This window comes from Streptomyces sp. NPDC001410 (genome assembly GCF_042895235.1).
Classification (GTDB): Bacteria; Actinomycetota; Actinomycetes; order Streptomycetales; family Streptomycetaceae; genus Streptomyces.
The window spans coordinates 228336-244593 of record NZ_JBIAWE010000009.1 but is presented as its reverse complement, the minus strand read 5'-3'; the positions used below and the strand labels follow the sequence as shown (position 1 = coordinate 244593).

20 protein-coding genes and 1 pseudogene are annotated in these 16258 nt (G+C 67.9%); 18 read left to right on the top strand and 3 right to left on the bottom strand.

From position 1 onward, the window contains the following. The first annotated feature begins 108 nt into the window (after positions 1–108). Positions 109–1023, top strand: coding sequence for a Ku protein (locus tag ACFY3C_RS21635; RefSeq protein WP_390771907.1), 915 nt, complete (start codon positions 109–111; stop codon positions 1021–1023). Here ACFY3C_RS21635 and ACFY3C_RS21630 read toward each other — a convergent pair. Next, the gene (locus tag ACFY3C_RS21630; protein ID WP_390771906.1) at positions 1020–1358 is read right to left on the bottom strand and encodes a DUF6233 domain-containing protein; all 339 of its coding nucleotides are present in this window, start codon (positions 1356–1358) and stop codon (positions 1020–1022) included. The genes ACFY3C_RS21635 and ACFY3C_RS21630 overlap by 4 nt on opposite strands. A 66-nt stretch (positions 1359–1424) precedes the next feature. Here ACFY3C_RS21630 and ACFY3C_RS21625 point away from each other — a divergent pair, with 66 nt between their 5' ends. From ACFY3C_RS21625 to ACFY3C_RS21610, 4 genes are all read left to right on the top strand, one after another. Further along, entirely contained in the window at positions 1425–1664 is a 240-nt protein-coding gene (locus ACFY3C_RS21625) for a hypothetical protein (protein WP_390771905.1), read from the top strand. Further along, positions 1652–1858 carry a hypothetical protein gene (locus tag ACFY3C_RS21620; RefSeq protein WP_390771904.1) on the top strand — a complete coding sequence of 69 codons (207 nt, stop codon included), beginning with the start codon at positions 1652–1654 and terminating at the stop codon, positions 1856–1858. The genes ACFY3C_RS21625 and ACFY3C_RS21620 overlap by 13 nt, the downstream gene beginning before the upstream one ends. 544 nt (positions 1859–2402) lie before the next feature. Next, a complete protein-coding gene (locus tag ACFY3C_RS21615) occupies positions 2403–3479 on the top strand; it encodes a DUF262 domain-containing protein (RefSeq protein WP_390771903.1) in 1077 nt (358 codons plus the stop codon). Further along, positions 3476–4420 (top strand): hypothetical protein, encoded by a 945-nt coding sequence (locus ACFY3C_RS21610; protein ID WP_390771902.1) that lies wholly within the window; start codon positions 3476–3478, stop codon positions 4418–4420. Before ACFY3C_RS21615 ends, ACFY3C_RS21610 begins: the two co-directional genes overlap by 4 nt. 82 nt (positions 4421–4502) lie before the next feature. Here the strand turns inward: ACFY3C_RS21610 and ACFY3C_RS21605 are convergent, their stop codons facing one another. Next, positions 4503–5183, bottom strand: coding sequence for a YdcF family protein (locus ACFY3C_RS21605; RefSeq protein WP_390771901.1), 681 nt, complete (start codon positions 5181–5183; stop codon positions 4503–4505). Next, a complete protein-coding gene (locus ACFY3C_RS21600; RefSeq protein WP_390771900.1) occupies positions 5180–5980 on the bottom strand; it encodes a GntR family transcriptional regulator in 801 nt (266 codons plus the stop codon). The genes ACFY3C_RS21605 and ACFY3C_RS21600 overlap by 4 nt, the downstream gene beginning before the upstream one ends. A gap of 460 nt (positions 5981–6440) precedes the next feature. On the opposite strand from ACFY3C_RS21600, the gene ACFY3C_RS21595 reads away from it, so the two are divergent. From ACFY3C_RS21595 to ACFY3C_RS21535, 13 genes and pseudogenes are all read left to right on the top strand, one after another. Next, entirely contained in the window at positions 6441–6710 is a 270-nt protein-coding gene (locus tag ACFY3C_RS21595; protein WP_390771899.1) for a DUF6284 family protein, read from the top strand. Continuing rightward, positions 6707–6877: a hypothetical protein gene (locus tag ACFY3C_RS21590; protein WP_390771898.1), complete on the top strand. Its 171-nt coding sequence runs from the start codon at positions 6707–6709 to the stop codon at positions 6875–6877. The genes ACFY3C_RS21595 and ACFY3C_RS21590 overlap by 4 nt, the downstream gene beginning before the upstream one ends. Next, on the top strand, positions 6874–7734 hold the full coding sequence (locus ACFY3C_RS21585) for a protein spdB (protein ID WP_390771897.1): 861 nt from the start codon (positions 6874–6876) through the stop codon (positions 7732–7734). The genes ACFY3C_RS21590 and ACFY3C_RS21585 overlap by 4 nt, the downstream gene beginning before the upstream one ends. After that, positions 7734–8058, top strand: a pseudogene (locus ACFY3C_RS21580) (RRQRL motif-containing zinc-binding protein). Before ACFY3C_RS21585 ends, ACFY3C_RS21580 begins: the two are co-directional and overlap by 1 nt. Positions 8059–8314: 256 nt before the next feature. Continuing rightward, complete coding sequence (locus tag ACFY3C_RS21575; RefSeq protein WP_390771896.1) at positions 8315–8632, top strand: hypothetical protein; 318 nt, start codon at positions 8315–8317, stop codon at positions 8630–8632. Further along, positions 8629–8865 (top strand): hypothetical protein, encoded by a 237-nt coding sequence (locus tag ACFY3C_RS21570; RefSeq protein ID WP_390771895.1) that lies wholly within the window; start codon positions 8629–8631, stop codon positions 8863–8865. The genes ACFY3C_RS21575 and ACFY3C_RS21570 overlap by 4 nt, the downstream gene beginning before the upstream one ends. A 166-nt stretch (positions 8866–9031) precedes the next feature. Further along, the gene (locus ACFY3C_RS21565) at positions 9032–11146 is read left to right on the top strand and encodes an ATP-binding protein (protein WP_390771894.1); all 2115 of its coding nucleotides are present in this window, start codon (positions 9032–9034) and stop codon (positions 11144–11146) included. 207 nt (positions 11147–11353) lie between these two features. After that, on the top strand, positions 11354–11821 hold the full coding sequence (locus ACFY3C_RS21560; protein ID WP_390771893.1) for a hypothetical protein: 468 nt from the start codon (positions 11354–11356) through the stop codon (positions 11819–11821). Positions 11822–11908: 87 nt separating this feature from the next. After that, positions 11909–12658 (top strand): DNA methylase, encoded by a 750-nt coding sequence (locus ACFY3C_RS21555; RefSeq protein ID WP_390771892.1) that lies wholly within the window; start codon positions 11909–11911, stop codon positions 12656–12658. Beyond that, positions 12655–13305 carry a DNA cytosine methyltransferase gene (locus ACFY3C_RS21550; RefSeq protein WP_390771891.1) on the top strand — a complete coding sequence of 217 codons (651 nt, stop codon included), beginning with the start codon at positions 12655–12657 and terminating at the stop codon, positions 13303–13305. Before ACFY3C_RS21555 ends, ACFY3C_RS21550 begins: the two co-directional genes overlap by 4 nt. Next, positions 13302–14150: a DNA primase gene (locus ACFY3C_RS21545; protein WP_390771890.1), complete on the top strand. Its 849-nt coding sequence runs from the start codon at positions 13302–13304 to the stop codon at positions 14148–14150. Before ACFY3C_RS21550 ends, ACFY3C_RS21545 begins: the two co-directional genes overlap by 4 nt. Before the next feature lie 2 nt (positions 14151–14152). Then, the gene (locus ACFY3C_RS21540; RefSeq protein ID WP_390771994.1) at positions 14153–15625 is read left to right on the top strand and encodes an ATP-binding protein; all 1473 of its coding nucleotides are present in this window, start codon (positions 14153–14155) and stop codon (positions 15623–15625) included. A 444-nt stretch (positions 15626–16069) separates the two neighbouring features. After that, positions 16070–16258, top strand: a complete 189-nt coding sequence (locus tag ACFY3C_RS21535; protein ID WP_142160637.1) for an AlpA family transcriptional regulator — start codon at positions 16070–16072, stop codon at positions 16256–16258.

The following is a 16258-nucleotide window of genomic DNA, read 5'->3' as shown; positions in this document are numbered from 1 at the left end:
CGCGAGGGCGCCCTCTACCCGCTGAGCCGGAAGGGGCGCCCGGTGTGCTGCGCCAGCAGCGTGGCAGCCATAGCCTGATGGTGCTCGGGGCTACCACGGAGGTGTGCCATGCCCCGAACCATCTGGTCAGGCGCCATCTCCTTCGGGCTGGTCACCGTGCCGATCAACATGGTGAGCGCGACCGAGGATCACAGCATCCGCTTCCACCAGTACCACCTTCAGGACATGGGCCGCGTCCGGGTGCGCAAGGTGTGCGAACTGGAGGACCGTGAGGTCTCCCAGGACGAGATCGGCAAGGGCTACGAGCTGACCAAGACGCAGGTCATACCCATCACGGACGCCGAGCTGAGCAACCTGCCGCTACCCACGGCGAAGGCCATCGAGATCGACGCGTTCGTGCCGCTGGAGTCGGTGGACCCGATCCGCATCGGCGAGGGCTACTACCTGCAGCCGTCCAGCCAGGTCGCCGCCAAGCCGTACAAGCTGCTCGTGCAGGCCCTCGGCCGCTCCAGCAAGGCGGCCGTCGCGAAGTACGCATGGTCCGGCCGCGAGCGGCTCGGCCTGCTCCGCGTGAAGGACGACGTCCTGGTGCTCCACGCGATGCGCTGGCCGGACGAGATCCGCGACCCCGCCGAGCTGCTGCCACCCCCGGTCCAGGTGAGTGATGAGGAGATCGAGGGCGCGCTCGCCCTCATGGACACCATGACCACCGACTCCCTGAAAGGGGAGGAGTTCCAGGACCACTACACCGAGGCCATGGCCCAGATCATCGAGGCGAAGCGAGAGGCCAAGCCGCTCCCCGAGGCACCGGAGCCGGAACAGCCCGCCCAGGTGCTCGACCTGATGGCCGCCCTGAACGCGAGCGTCGAGCAGGCGAAGGCCGCCCGCGGCGAGCCGGCCGAGGTGCACGAGATGCCGAAGCCGAAGAAGAAGGCGGCCGCGAAGAAGCAGCCAGCCAAGAAGGCCACGGCGAAGAAGACGACCGCGAGGAAGACGTCTGGGCGCCGCCCTCACAGCGCCTAGTCGAGGATGCCCAGCTCGGAGTCCGGCCGGCAGTGCGTGCACGCTTTCACCCCGGCCGCCAGCGCCCGCCTGACCGTGTCGCTGTCCACGCCCTTCGATCGTTTCCCCGCCATGTGACAGCCGCCGACGTGCACGGCGTTGGGCATCGCGTCCTTGTTGAGCCCGTATTCGAGGAGCCAGTCGGGTGGCGCCGGCCGCGCCGCCTCGCCTGTCTGGCGCTCCCGTTCCCTACGCTCCTCGTCGGCGATCCAACGGCGGGTGCGCGCGAGGTCGCCCTCCTGCACGCGCTCAAGGAAGCGGAGCAGGTCGAGGCGGGACAGAGCGGGATCGTTCACGTGTTCGATTCTAGGAGGTAGGCTGCCCTCCGGCACCAGAAGGGGGCGGGCAGCAGGGAGGCGAATATGCGGGATGACCTGCAGATCCTCGAAGCCCTCGGCATCGAGCCCACCCGCCTCGACCCGGCCCCCGACGGGCCCCTGCGATTCTCCGGTGGCCGCGACCGCATCACCCCGCCAGGCCGCTACCCGTGCTCGGCCTGCGGGGCGCCGGCTGTCGCAACCTGCCGCCGGACGGTCCCCGGCTTGGGCCTGCGATGGCAGGACTCGTGCCGCGACTGCATGATCGCCGGGTGGGAGCGGTGAACCCCGGCCGCTACCACCTCACCCTGACCGCCGACGGCCGGGCGATGATGCACGGCTGGTGGGGGAGCGAGACGACCGCGCGCCGCCAGTTCTCCGCCTGGGTCGGCGAGCGCGGCACCCTGCCCGGCGCACGCATCACCCTCACCGACGAGGAGACCGGCACCGTGTTGACGACCTGGCCGGCCGACCCGTAGCCCGGCCTTGGGGAGCATCGGTACGGGCTCGGCTGTTGGCCCATGAGGAGGATCGGAACGATGAGTCGCTGCCCGGATGTCCCGATTACCGTCATGCTGGCCAGGTAACGCGGCCATTGAAGCCCCTGCCCGCACTCGGTGAGCAGGGGCTTCAACGCACCGCGCCCTTGGCGGACTACGCATTACGAGTTGTGCGATCTTGGTCCGGGGGTGTCCATGGTTGTCCGGCGACGCCGTGAACATGCAGGCCAGAGTCCCTCACAGACAGTCGTGGACTGCCAGAGACTCGCCTGGACATCCGTGACACTGAGACCAGAAGTGAGACCACGCTAACCGCTGCGACGCTTCTGAATCACCACTAGGCCAGCAAGCCGTGCCAGGCCCAACCGGCGTTCGGGCTCGAGCGACACCAGCCGCGGGCTGGCTGGCGCGGCACAAGGTCGGCGCCCTGCGCTCCCCGGCACACTCGTTCGGGCCCACAAGCCCGTCCGATGTGGTAAACCTTCTCAAAAGATTTGAGTCACACAATAACGACAAGGAAGTCATGGCGGGCGCCGAAAAGCACATTGTGCAAAAATTCGAGCAAGCACAGGATGCACTTGTTCTACAAGCGTCAGACCTGTCCCTCGAAACGATCGCTTCAATGGTCGACAGTGCCGCAATCGACGTGGGCCCCCAGTTTCAACGGCGCGACCGCTGGGATGTTAGTCGACAATCTGCACTGATTGAGTCATTCCTCCTGAACATCCCGGTTCCTCCCGTCTACCTGGCTGAGGAGGAATTTGGCAGCTACTCCGTGATCGACGGCAAGCAGCGAATCACGGCCGTACGCGACTTCATGCGAAATCAGTATCACCTTTCAGGGCTCGAGCGCTTCAGGGACATTGAAGGCTACCGCTACAAAGAACTGCCAGCGAGCTTGCGCAACGCACTTGCTGTTCGTCCGTACATCCGAGCGATCACCATCCTTAGGCAGTCGGACTCGGATACCAAATACGAGGTATTTCATCGACTCAACTCAGCCGGACAGCCGCTCAACGCACAGGAGATCCGAAATGTGATCTATCGAGGACCTCTCAATGATTTGGTCATGGACTTGTCGGCGAATAGATTCCTCGAATCACAGTTGAAGATTCGTGACACCCGATCTCCGGCCTACCGGGCTATGGCCGATGTTGAGATGGTGTTGCGATTTCTCACCCTGCGCGAAACATGGAACAGCTTCTCTGGCGATCTTAGATCATCTATGGATCACTTCATGGAGCGGCACGCAAAGGCCGACAGCTCCACTTTGGATGAATACTCACACGCGTTTCAGCGATCCATTGCCGCCTGTGAATCTCTATGGGGCAGTAAAGCCTTCAAGCGACCGGACCGTGACGGCTGGAGAGATCAAATGCTGGCAGGCATGTTCGACGCCCAGATGGTCGCTGTCGATCAACTCTCCGATGAACAGATTAAGCGCCTAGCGCGTCGGCGCAATGACGTGCTCAATACCACGCGAGAGCTGTTCGAGCGCACGTCTTTCGAAGCTGCTGTTCGGGTAGCAACCAACACCCCGTCCCGGATCGCCCTGCGAATTACGGAGATGAGGAATGCTCTATTGGCGGTTGCCGCGTGAACTCAATCGCTGTTTCCAGACAGAATCTGTGTGATCGATTGGCAAGCATTGCCGACGCGGCCGATCAGCCGCTGTTGGTAGATGGGCCACTAACCGATACCGCGCACAACGGCAGAGCACGCCTACTCCGAAACGGCCTGATGGTAGTGGCATTTACCAGCCTTGAGGACTTCATCAGGGCAAGGACAGGTGAAGTGCTCGCTTGCGTGAGCCGATCGATTGTGAAATTTGAGGACTTCCCTGACTCATTGCGCATGGCTGCAACATTCGGAGCCATGAAAGCAGTGCAAGACCGGGCACGCATGGCACAAAGGTCGGGCACTGACCCTTTTGCGATACTGCAGGACGCGGCACATGAAATCGCAAGTACCAAGGGTGGGGCGCTTCAAATCAGTCGCTATAGCCTGGGCTACAGCGGTTCGAACGTGAGTAGTCATGAGATCGCAGAAATACTAAGCTGTCTCAACGTCAAGAATGCATGGAATCAGATTACTACAATCTCCCAGAGGGCGGGGTTCGGCGGTATTCCCCTAAAGGCGGAATATGACTCCGCTGCGCAACTTAGGCACGCGGCAGCGCACAGCCCCACGGCAAATACTCAGCCTGCCGACCTGAAGGGATTCTGCGAAAAAGCTCTGGCCATCGCGATCGGGTTCGATCTCTTGGCCAGCCGAGCGGCCCGACTGCTGAGAGATGGCGACGCCCAAATCTTGAAAGATAAGGTAGAACTCTCCGCAGGCATTTCCCTTAGATTCTTGGACGAGGTGAAAGGAGGGTACTCGGAGAGGCTGGAAGGAGTAGCAAGGGCTGTCAAGAAGTACGCCGATCGAGATACTGCATGGCGGATCTCTATGCCGCGCTCATTCAAAGCCAATCAACCACTCGTCGAACGAAATAAGAGTGAATTGCCGGTCGTATGGGCCACTCCGGACCTACTCTGAGATTCCCGCAGGCTTAGATACGAGTGCAGTCATCGTGTGCCACCACCTCAAGGACAGAACCTGCGGCACCGACCTACCAAAGTCACGCTCGCCTGCCGGGAGCCCCTCCAGCGGTCTCGGGAATTAGCCGGCTTGTGAAGCCACGGAAAACCAGACGTTCGTACGCCTGCACGGTTTCCGTGGTCACCTCCTGCGCGATCATGAAGCCTTGCTCGGGATAGATGAGCAGCCGCTGAAGGGATCCGACCAGCATGTCGACGACCAGCCGCGCGTCCTGGATCGAGTCCACGTATTCGGAGAGCGTCATGGACGTCGATGCGCTGACGAACTCAACTTCCGGCCAAAGCTTCCGAGCGGTGGCATACGCCCGGCGCTCCTCGTATGGCTTGCTGACGAGGAGAACTGACGACACGTCGATCCCGCGTTCTTCGAGCAGAGCGCGGGACAGCGTGATGTTCTGGCCGGTGTTGCGGGCGTGCGGCTCGACGAGGATGACGTCTGCCGGCACGCCCAGCTCCAAGGCGCGATCCCGGTAATGCTCAGCCTCACCGCGCGGCATGCGATCCTGCGTGGTCCGGCTGGTGGCACCGGTGAAGACGATCAGCGGCATCATGCCGCGCCGGTACAGGTCGACGGTGGTATCGGCGACGCCGAGATCGTGACTGCCAAGGCCGATGCCGACCGAGCAGGGGCGCGGCTCGTGGCGCATCTGTTGGTAGTCCCACAAGAGCTGAGTGTCTTGCCAGTCCTGTTCGGAGATCAAGCTGAATCCTCCGCGCCGTTGTCGTTGGCGGAGTCGGGGACCCTGAACTCGTACTCCCACGCGAAGCGTGAGGCCGAGTGGATACCGACGGCGAACTCGACGACCGTACCGTCCGCCGTGTACGTCGTCCGGTGCAGTTCCACCACGGGTTCCCCAACGGGGAGCTGGAGAAGCTGCGCCTCATCTGCGGTTGGGACACGGGCGAACAGAGCCTCTTTCATGTGGTCGATCTCGTACCCGGCGTCGTACAGAACGCGGTAGCCACCACCACGGCCGGCCGGGCCTGGGGTCGGATCGACGATGCGGGTTCCCTCGACGTGCTCCGGCCTGTAGTAGCTGGTCAGGGTGTGGGTCGGCTGCGTTCCTTCCTTCACTAGGCGAGCGCGTGCGTACACCTCGGAGCCAACCGGGACACCTAGCCCCTCGGCCACAAGATCGCTTGCCTGAACGCGGCTGACGGTCTGAGTCTGCTCGTCGCGCTTGTAGGCACGGCCCGAGGCAACGCGGTCGGCGATGAATGCGACCTCGTCGCCGTCGCGCCACTTCACCTTGTCGTACCGGTGAATGCCGAGCCGCTTGAGGGGAGCGCGCGAACGCACGACCGTGCCATGTCCGCGCGTCGACGTCACAAGGCCTTCAGCCTCCAGTGCTTTGTAGGCCTGATGGACAGTGGCCTTCGAGCCTTCCCCTGCCTCGACCAGCTCTCTGATCTGGGGCAACTGGGCGCCCGGTGCGTACCGACCGTTCCTGATCTGCTCCGCGAGCCTGTCCGCCAGGTCGCGCCACTTCGGTGCCACGCAGAACTCCTCTCGACGCACACCAGTGAAGCACAGTCCTAGGACTGTTGACAGTCCTAGGACTGCGTGCCATTGTCATCTCAGGCCGCTCGCAGTCCTAGGACAACGAGCCGAAGGGGTCCTCTTTGGGCTGCTTCCAGGCCGCGCCGGTTCGGGATAGCTCGCTCCCGCAGGAGCCCCTTGCTAGTCGTTCCTTGAGAACTCAACAGCGTGCCTGAGGTAAGCCGTCCCACCTCCGCAAGCAAGCGGGCGGCGCGCGTGGGTTCCGCCCCGCGCGCGGTACAGCGCAACAGCCCCGATGGTCGCAGGCCGGGTTCGACTCCCGGTTGGGGCGCTCTGGCCGCAGAACGGCGGCCGCACCGCGCGTTGCGCGGTTTCACCCACAACGGCGCGCACCCCCCGGACGGCCATCCGGGGGGTGCTGTTCGGGCCGTTTCCTCTACTAGGGAGACCACGACCCATGGAGCACATCGTCACTGTTCAGGACGCTGTTACCGCGTTCGAGGACTGGATGGAGCCGACCGGTGCGGAGCTGGACGCGATCGAGGACGAGATGCCGCTGATCCTGGCGGAGGTCGACCTCCTCGACGCGCAGATCATCACCCTGGACCGCACGCCGACCGAGCTGGACACCCGCCGCACACGTCGCGCGCTGGCCCGAGTGCTCGCCGTGCGGGCGGCGCTGGCCAACCGCACCGCCGCCGCGAGCCTGCCGGGCGGTGCCGCATGACACGCATCCGCCGCGCCCTGCGGCGCCTGATCGACCACCTCTTCCCCTCCCAGCCGCACGCCCCGCTCGTGATGGGGCCGGACTGGGGCGACGACGAGGAATGGTCCGGCGGCGGGTTCATCTGGGAGCCGGGGGACCTCGACAACGACGAGGGGGCCAGCCGATGAAGGCCAAGACCGTCCTGCCCGCCGTTGCGATGACGGCGGTGTCGATGGTCCTCACGCTGGCCGTGGTCGTGATGTGGCTGGGCACCGCAGTGCCGTGGCCCATCGCGCTCGTCGTCGGTCTCGGCATCGACGGCGGATGGCTGGCCACGCTCGCCTATGAGCGGCGCCTGGCCGCGCAGGGCGACCGCAGTCATGTGGTGACCGGTGTCGGCTGGTGCTTTGGCATTCTGGCGGCCGGTGTTCTGGTGACGCACGCGCTCACCACCGGGGGCTCTGCCGGGGCGTGGCTGGCCGTGGCGTGGCTGCCGATCGCGGCGAAGGCTTTGTGGCTGGTGCACGGGCTGTGGGAGCGGACCGCACTCACCCCGGTGGCGCTGGACGCCATCCGAGGCATCCAGCAGGAGGCCCGCGACGAAGCGGCCGTGGCGCGTGCCCGGCTGCGAGCCCAGGCCTCCAGTGAGGAGACCCGCCTGGAGGCCGTGACGGGGGCCGGGGCCCGCGTCGCACGCGTTCAGGCGAAGACTGCACAGACCCTCGCGGGGGCGTGGTCGACGCTGGAGACGGCGCGGGCGGGCGAGGAGACCAGCAGGGCGCTGACCAGCGTGACGGCCTGCGTCACGCCCGGTGTCACGCCCCGTTGGGAGCTGCCGGTGTGGGGCCCCATGGAGCCGGTTGCGGCGCTCCCGCCCGGGGGACCGGGGCTCACCGATGAGGCGCTGGACGCGCTGGTCGACGAGATCCGTCACAGCGAGGTCCCCGCCCTGTCCTACCGCGAGATGGCCGCTCGCTTCCGGGCTGCCGGCCACTCCGCATCCGAGGTCCGCCTGCGGGCCGCGTGGAAGCGCGTGGTCGCGTAGTGGGGGCGTTGCCGGTGTTCCGGTGGCGCCTGGCCCCGGACGGCTACGCCACCTACCGATAGTTGCGGGCCCGCGGCTCGCGGCCTGCGGACCGGCGGTCAGGGCGTGGTCGCCCAGCTCGAACGGCCACGCCACGGCTCGCCGCCGCTGGTTGCCTGCCGCATCGACGGCGCCAAGCCGGTACGACCCATGACGCCGGCAAAGTGGACGGCTCTGGCCAAGGCCAATGCCGCCCGCAGCACCTGCCCGAAGTGCCGCCGCGACGCGGGCTATGTCATCCCCGCCTCGCTCGGCACCTGCGCCCCCTGCGCCTTCCCGGACTAACAGCGCGCTGGCTGACCGGCTACGGGAGGGCGTCGAAAAACTCGCCCACAGCAAGCAGTGCCTTCCATCGGTGCTTCCGGCTGCAGAAACGACGCCGGCGCCAACGGCTCTTGGGCTGCTTGACCGGTGCCCCACACCACTTGCACGGCCGGGTTCCCGTCCCGGCATCTGCTTCCCCGCCCATGCCCGAACTTTACCGGCATGGACGTGGCCTGCACCTTCCCCATTCCTCCGACTCCCCGAGGAGTGCCTGACCATGGGCAAGCCCGACACCCGCCGCCTGGACAAGGCAATACAGCAGACCAACCGCAAGCTCGACGCCGTCAGGAACCGCGAGACGTGGCCGCTGGACGGCCGCGAGCGCCGCGCGGTGCTGGCCGCGCTGGCCTCCGGCTCCTACCGCATCGTCCGGGGCAACAGCCCCGCCCGCGCGGAACGGAACCTGGACACCGCGTGGCAGTCGGCCGAGACCCGCCTGATCACGGAACTCGCCGCCCTGCGGGCCGAGCGGCAGCGCGTCGTGCGCGAGGCCGCCGCCGAGCGGGCCGCGAAGAAGTCCTCCGGCTGGTGGTGAGCATGAAGACCCGCTGTCCCGCCGCCCACCCGGACGACCCGACCCCCTGCACCGGCCCGGTAGCCGTGACCGTGCTCGACACCATCAACGCCGGGGCCGACGGCTGTGAGCACCACGCCGCCCGGCTGCTGGCCTCCCTCGACGGCGGACGCGTCTACGCCCTGCCCGACGCCCCGGCCGGCGCCGCCCTGCGGGTGTTCACGGCCGCCGACGGTATCCGCCCGTTCTGCTAGTTCGACGGCCCGCGCACCGAGCCGTCCCAGCTCAGCCACGCCGAGAACCGCGCCCGGCACGACCGCTGAATCGCGCGAAGCCCCGCCCGCGCTCGTGCCGGGCGGGGCCACCGAACTCCTCCTCAACATTCCAGCCCTGCCAGGGGCAGACAGGAGTCTTACCGCCATGAGCGGCAATGTCGTTCACCTGCACAAGGACACCGACCCCCCGGCCGAACCGTCCGCCGTGACCAGGCTGACCGTGGTCCCCGACCCGCCCACCGCTCCGCCCGTGCCGCTGTGGGTGCGCTCCGGCCGCGCCATCAAGACCGCCGCCACCCACGACACCACCAAGACGACCGCCCGCACCATCGCCCGGCACTCCCTCTACGTGGCAGGTGGCGCCCGGATCGTGGCCCGCCGCGCGTGGGACGGCCGCACCGCCGCCCGCTACGAGCGCTACATGCGCACTGCGGAAGCCGCGGGGAACTTCGAGGCTGCGGCCGAGTGGGAGGAGCGCGGGCAGCGCTACCGCGAGGCCCGCCACCGCCGCCGCATGGACCTCCTGCACTCCCCGGTCGACGCGGCCAAGGGCGCGGCCGTCACCACCGGGATGGGCATCGGCGGACTGGTCCTGCTCGGCATCGCCATGGCCGTTGCCACCAAGGACGCGACCGACGTCGTCACCCCGCTGATGGCGGTCATCAAGTTCATCAACCTGATGCTCACCATCGTGCGCGTGGTTTGGGGACCGGCCATCACGATCGGCCCGTTCCTGGCCCTGCTCGCGCTGTGGGCGGTCGGCAGCAAGCAGCAGGCCGCGCCGCAGTGGGCGCTTCCTGCCAACGTCCGCAACGGTGAGGGCGAACCCATCACCCCGTCGATCGTGGTCAAGGCCCTGCGCGACCTGGGGGTGCCCACGCTGCGCAAGGCCATCCAGGAGATGGGCGATGCCGGCGCCTCCATGCTGTCCCCGATCGTCATCGCCGGATGCGGCGTGGAAGTCGACGTCACCTTGCCGTCGGGGGTATCGACACCCGAAGTCCAGACGAAGCGACGCAAGCTCGCCGAGAACCTGGGACGGCATGAGCACGAGGTGTTCATCACCATCCCGCAGGCCGCACGGACCGTGCGCCTGTGGATCGCCGACTCTGGTGCGCTGGATGAGCCGATCGGTCCGTCTCCGCTGGTCACGGACGAGACGCTGACCGCCGACTACACCGAGGGCAAGGCGCCGTGGGGCCAGGACCTGCGCGGCGACGCGGCGGCCCTGAGCGTGTATCAGCGGCACCTGCTCATCACGGGTCTGTCCAACCAGGGCAAGACCGCCGCCCTGCGCTCCCTCGCGCTGTGGCTGGCCCTGGACCGGTCGGTGGAGTTCTGGCTGGGCGACCTCAAGGGCGCCGGCGACTGGAACATGTTCGACGGACTCGCCACCCGACTCATCCAGGGCCCCACCGACGAGCACGTCATCCAGGTCACCGAGATGGTCGAGGATGCCGTCGAGGAGATGAACCGCCGTCTGCAGGCGCCGCCCGGGACGGAGTTCCCGCCGCTGATCGTCATCGTGGACGAAGCACAGGTCGCGTTCATGTGCCCGGTCAAGGACGAGGACAAGCGCCCCTACGGCGGCTCCTCCTCCACCTCCCGGTACTTCATGGCCGCCCGCAAGATCCACAACCAGGGTCGTGCGGTCAACGTGCTGCTGTTCCAGGGCACGCAGGACCCCACCGACCAGAACCTTCCCAAGCTCGTGCGCGAGGGCGCCCACACCCGTGCCTCGCTCGCGCTGGGCACGGAGTCGCAGGCCCGTATGGCCCTCGGGGACAAGGCCGTGGACGGCGGCGCGGCCCCGAACCTGCTGCGGCCCGGCCTGGACAAGGGAACGCTGGTCGTCGCGTCCGACGGGATCGAGATCCCGAAGGGGCAGTCGTCCATCACGGTGCGCACGCACTACATCAGCACTGACGACGCGAAGGTGATCGCACAGCGGGCCAAGGCACTGCGCGACGGCATCACCACCCTGCACGTCATCGAGCGGGGCGCCGACCGCGACCCGCTCGCCGACATCGCGAGCGTCCTCGGGAACGCGGCCCGGGTGCGGACCAAGGACGTCCTCAGCCGACTCGCCGCGCTCAACGCCGACGCCTACGGCGGCTGGTCGTTCCTCGACCTCACCCGCGTCCTGGACGGCACCGGAGCCGAGCCGTACAAGTCCGACGGCGTCATGGTCATCAGCCGCGACCGCCTCGCCCGCGCTCTCGCCAACCGCGACGGCGACAGTTCCGCTTCCACCTCCTGAACCAGGGAGGAACACCCCGCGCGGGCCAGGGAGGCAGGGAGAACTCCCTGAACCCCTCCCTGGCCCGCCTCCCTCGCTCTGACCTGCACGAATGATCGTCCAGGGAGTCAGGGAGGCGCGCTGGTCAGCATCCCCGAAACCCCCTCCACAGCCACTCCGCAAGGGGGTGGTTCCGCCTCCCTGAACCGTCACCGGAAGGGATTCCGCATGCACCCCGAACCCACCCGCAACGGGCCCACCGGACGGGCCCTCGACGTCCACCAGCCCACCCCGATCACCCCCACCGCCGTCATGCCAGCCCCGGTCGTGCCAGTGCAGCCGGGCACCGTTCCGGCGGTCGCGAGCATCGTGTTGCCCGACGGCCGCGTCGTCACCGGCTACGCCATCAACCCCATGCAGCCCGAACCCGTCGCGCCCAAGCCGCCCGTGTCCCGCGCGGCGGTCAACGTCGCCCTCGGGGGCGTCGGGTTCCTCGCCGTGTGCGGCGGACTGCTCCTGCTCACCACCTTCATCACGGCCCTGACCGCGCTCATCACCCAGCTCATCACCCTCGCCGCCGTGATCTTCGGCGGATGGATCGCCGTGCAGATCTTCGGCGGACGCGGCCACGGCGAGGGCGGGACGACGGTCAACATCCGCAAGGCCGTCATCAAGCGCAACCGCTTCTACCAGTAGCTACGCCAAGGGCGGCCCCCGTCTCGCCAAAGTCCGGGGCCGCCCTTGCCAACCAGCCAGCAATTGACCTGTTGGAGGTCATCCAGCATGACGCAACCCATCACCGTCGGGCGAGTCCTCGCCTTACTCTCCCGGATCGAGCCCCTTCGGGTACTGGACGCCTACTGCTGCATCGGCGGCGGCACGAAGGGCTACCGGCGCGCGTTCAAGAACTGCCACATCACCGGCGTCGACATCCAGGCACAGCCGGACTACTGCGGCGACGCCTTCCACCAAGGCGACGCAGTGGAGTTCATCCGCGCCTACGGCCATGAGTTCGACTTCATCCACGCGTCTCCTCCCTGCCAGGGCGAGGGCGCCCCGACCAAGGGCACGAACGCCGCCCGCAACGCGGCCATCGGCCGCATCTACCCCCGGCTCATCGTCCCGACCCGCGAAGCCCTGGAGGCGACGGGACGGCCGTATGTGATGGAGAACGTGGCTGGCTCCGAGGTCCGCAAGGACGTCCGCCTGTGCGGGGAACAGTTCGGGCTCGGCGTGCTCATGCACCGCTACTTCGAGTTGGGTGGCTGGACGGCCGTGCAGCCGGCCCATCCCCAGCATCGGGGCAGGGTGCGCGGGTGGCGACACGGCGAGTGGCACGACGGCCCGTACGTCGCCGCCTACGGCAAGGGCGGGGGCAAGGCCACCGTGGACGAGATCCGCGAGGCCAAGGGCATCGACTGGTCCACCGATCACCTTCGGCTCCGTGAGGCGCTCCCGCCCGCCTACACCGAATGGATCGGCCGCGCGTTCCTCACCGCCTCCCATGCCCTCACGCTGGAGGTCGCCGCGTGAACGCGCGGGTGCTGCCGCTGAGGCGGCCGAACGGCCTGCGGGTCCTGGACGTGTGCTGCGGCGCCGGCGGACTGTCCATGGGCTACTACCTCGCCGGGTTCGACGTCCTCGGCGTCGACATCCGCCCCCAGCCCAACTACCCCTTCCCCTTCGTCCAGGCCGACGGCATCGACTACACCGCCGCCCACGGCCACACCTTCGACCTGATCCACGGGTCCTGGCCCTGCGAGCGGTACGCCACCGTGACCAGGTGGCGCGGCAACCCCGACGACCACCCCGACCTGATCGGCCCCGGCCGTGAGGTCATGCAGGCGACCGGGCGGCCGTGGGTCATGGAGAACGTCTCCGAGACCGCAGCCGCGGGCGTCCTGCGCCCCGACTACCTGCTCTGCGGGACTCAGTTCGGGCTCAACGTCCGCCGTCACCGCGTCTTCGAGACGTCGTGGGCCGGGGGCGGGTACCTGGTCCCGCCGTGCTGGCACCGCAAGGGACTGCTGGCGTTCGAGCACAAGGGCGAGCGTGCCTACGCCGACGCCATGGGCTGCACCTGGATGACCAACCTCGAAGCCCGCAAAGCCGTACCCCCCGCCTACACCCACTGGATCGCCACCCAGTTCCTCACCCTGGAAGGGAGGACCGCCGCATGACCGCCGCCACGGCCCTGCTGGAGACCGCGCTCATGCTCGCCGCGCACGGCATCCCGCCCATGCCTCTGCGGGCGGGGAAGGTGCCGTTCGGCAACTGTCCCGCCTGTACCGGCAACGCGTGCGGGGGACGGCCGAACATGAAGAACCCCGGCCCCTGCCGGTGCCCCGGCGTCTGCCACGCGTGGGCTGCCGCCACCACCGATCCGGACGTCCTCAACTCCTCGGCATGGGGGACGGCGTGGCGTCGGGCCGCCGCCGTCGCGTACCACCCCGGTGGCGCCGGCGTGACCGTCGTCGACCTGGACGACGCGGCGGCAGTCGCCTGGGCGCGCGCCACCCTGCCGACCACGCGCACTGTGCCGACAACGCGGGGGGAGCACTGGATCTACCAGGGCGCGATGCGGTCCGTGAACGCCGTCCGCCCCGGCGTCGACATCAAGTCCACGATGGCTTATGCCCGTTGGCTCGGCCCCGGCACCGGCTCCACAGCCGCTCTCCCGGACGCAGTGCGCGCGCTGGCAGTAAAGGAGCCCACCACGGCTCGCATGGCGCCACAGACGCCCACAGTGCCCCTGAGGGGCGGGCAGGGGGACTGCCGCCACCGCACGCCCGCCTATTTGGACCGTGGCATCTCTATGGCCGTGCAGCGCATCAGCGAGGCCCGTAGCGCCATCCACGCGACCGTGTACCGCACGTTCCTCGCGGTGCTGTCGACGCACGGCCGGTGCGGCTGCCTCACCGACGCCCACATCGCACGGCTGTTCACCGCCGCGCAGGCCAAGGGCGAATCCCCGAGGCACTGTACCGACGCGTGGACCAACGCCCTGACCACGTTGGGACTGTGACCATGGCCGACGACGAGCAGAACCCCGCCCGCAAGGTCATCACCGACTACGCACAGGCGCACTTCCGCTACTTCCGCACCGCCGACGGCACCGTGTACGCGCAGAGGAACGGCCACCCCGTGGCTCGCCCGATCCGCTCCCAGGGCACGACCGGCAGCCACCGCCAGGAACTCATGGTCGGCCTCTTCAGGGACGGAGTGGGCGTGTTCAACGGGACCGCGCTCAAGGAGGCGCTCGACTTGATCGAAGCGCTCGCGCTCACCGAGGACGTGCAGCCCGTACACATCCGCGTCGCCCCGGGGTTCGACGGTGCGACGTGGCTGGACCTGGGCCGCGCCGACGGGCAGTCCGTCCGCATCCACCCCACCGGCTGGGACATCGCCGTCCCCGATCCGCGTGAGGTGTGCTGGCGCCGCACCCAGCTCACGGGCGAACTGCCGCTGCCGGTCAAGAACACGGACGGCAAGGGCATCGATCTGCTGCTGAGGCTGTGCAACTTCGCCAACGCGGAGACCGAGTGCCTGGCCATCGCGTGGCTGGTCGGCTGCCTCGGTCCGTCCGTGCCCGTTCCCGCGCCGTTCCTCACCGGACCGCAGGGCGCCGGCAAGTCCACCGGCGGCCGGATGCTCGTGCGGATCATCGAGGGCATGACCGGTGACCTGCGCCGCGCTCCGAAGGATGAAGAGAACCTGCTCGCTGCCGTGGCGGCCGGATGGGTCACGGCCCTGGACAACCTCTCCCACATGAGCCCGGATCTGTCCGACGCGATGTGCTGCATCGTCACCGGAGCCGAGAACGTCAAGCGTGCCCTGTTCACCGACGGGGACGTGTTCCGCGTCGGCTACCGCCGCCCCCTGCTCCTGACCGGTATCGACGTGGGCGTCATCCGCCCCGACCTGGCGGAACGGCTGCTGCCGTTGCGTCTGGAGCGGCCCCGGGTGCGGCGCACCGAAGATGAGCTGTGGACGGAGTACGCGGAGGTGCTGCCCGTCGTCCTCGGCTCGCTCCTGGACCTGACCGTCAAGGTCCGCGCGGTTGAGGCGGAGACCCCGACCGACCTGCGGATGGCGGACTTCGCGCACCTGTGCGCGCAGCTCGACGCGGCAACCGGCCTCGGAGCGCTCACCGCCTACCGGGCCAGCCTGGACGACCTCAACGACGACGTCATCGAAGGCGACCTCCTGGCACAGACCGTGTTGCAGCACGCCGCCAATCTCGAAGCGGGCGCAGAGCAGCGGATGACTTCCACGGAGTGGCTGCACTGCCTCAGCCGCGTCTACACCGGGGAGGACTTCCGTCCCCTGCCCAAGGGCTGGCCGACCACGGGCAAGGTGCTCTCCGACCGTCTCAAGCGGCTTCAGCCGACCCTTGCCGCCCGCGGCGTCCTCATCGACTCGGGCCGCACCCGGGAGGGCCGCTACATCGAGATGACCCGCTCACCGGGCGCGCCCTCGCACGAACAGCGGGCGTTCTGACCGGCGCCGCCCGCCCGTACGAGCAAGAGGAGCACCCCCGGCCAGGCGTGCTCCTCTTGCTGTTCGGCGGCAGCGCCGCCCTGCGATGGACGCGCCGCGCAGCGGCTCCTTCTTCACGCCCTGAGCCGCACCACACCACCACAGACACCCCTCTTTTTCCTAAGTAGGGGAACGCTGCGTCACCGCGTCACGGGGCCCACGAAAACGGCGATTGACCTGCGCAGAGGGGCGTGACGCAGACGGCCTCCGGCTGCGTCACGCCGCGTCACCTGCGTCACGCGTGACGGACAGCCTGCGTCACGCGTGACGCACCCCCACCCCTCTGCGTCACACAAAACCCGCAGGTCAAAAGCCTGAATGACGCAGGTGACGCGGTGACGCAGAAATCCACACCTCGGACACACGCCCCCACCCCAAGGCCAAGCCAAACGAGGAGTAGCAAAGATGGCTCGCCCCAAAATGCTCAAACTCCCCGAAGTCCTCGAAGAGATCGAGATGAGCCGCGCCGCGTTCTACCGCATGCGCGCCCGCGGCAAGGCCCCGAAGCTCATCAAGCTCCCCAACGGTCAGCTCCGCTGCCGGCGCGCCGACCTCGACGCGTGGTGGTCGTCCATGGAAGACGCTGCCGCCTGA

Bases quoted from the DNA above. Each gene is read 5' to 3' on its own strand.
- ACFY3C_RS21615 (WP_390771903.1), top strand. From the start codon at position 2,403: ATGGCGGGCGCCGAAAAGCACATTGTGCAAAAATTCGAGCAAGCACAG.
- ACFY3C_RS21535 (WP_142160637.1), top strand. From the start codon at position 16,070: ATGGCTCGCCCCAAAATGCTCAAACTCCCCGAAGTCCTCGAAGAGATC.
- ACFY3C_RS21545 (WP_390771890.1), top strand. From the start codon at position 13,302: ATGACCGCCGCCACGGCCCTGCTGGAGACCGCGCTCATGCTCGCCGCG.
- ACFY3C_RS21590 (WP_390771898.1), top strand. From the start codon at position 6,707: ATGACACGCATCCGCCGCGCCCTGCGGCGCCTGATCGACCACCTCTTC.
- ACFY3C_RS21575 (WP_390771896.1), top strand. From the start codon at position 8,315: ATGGGCAAGCCCGACACCCGCCGCCTGGACAAGGCAATACAGCAGACC.
- ACFY3C_RS21595 (WP_390771899.1), top strand. From the start codon at position 6,441: ATGGAGCACATCGTCACTGTTCAGGACGCTGTTACCGCGTTCGAGGAC.
- ACFY3C_RS21540 (WP_390771994.1), top strand. From the start codon at position 14,153: ATGGCCGACGACGAGCAGAACCCCGCCCGCAAGGTCATCACCGACTAC.
- ACFY3C_RS21565 (WP_390771894.1), top strand. From the start codon at position 9,032: ATGAGCGGCAATGTCGTTCACCTGCACAAGGACACCGACCCCCCGGCC.
- ACFY3C_RS21560 (WP_390771893.1), top strand. From the start codon at position 11,354: ATGCACCCCGAACCCACCCGCAACGGGCCCACCGGACGGGCCCTCGAC.
- ACFY3C_RS21635 (WP_390771907.1), top strand. From the start codon at position 109: ATGCCCCGAACCATCTGGTCAGGCGCCATCTCCTTCGGGCTGGTCACC.
- ACFY3C_RS21555 (WP_390771892.1), top strand. From the start codon at position 11,909: ATGACGCAACCCATCACCGTCGGGCGAGTCCTCGCCTTACTCTCCCGG.
- ACFY3C_RS21625 (WP_390771905.1), top strand. From the start codon at position 1,425: ATGCGGGATGACCTGCAGATCCTCGAAGCCCTCGGCATCGAGCCCACC.
- ACFY3C_RS21585 (WP_390771897.1), top strand. From the start codon at position 6,874: ATGAAGGCCAAGACCGTCCTGCCCGCCGTTGCGATGACGGCGGTGTCG.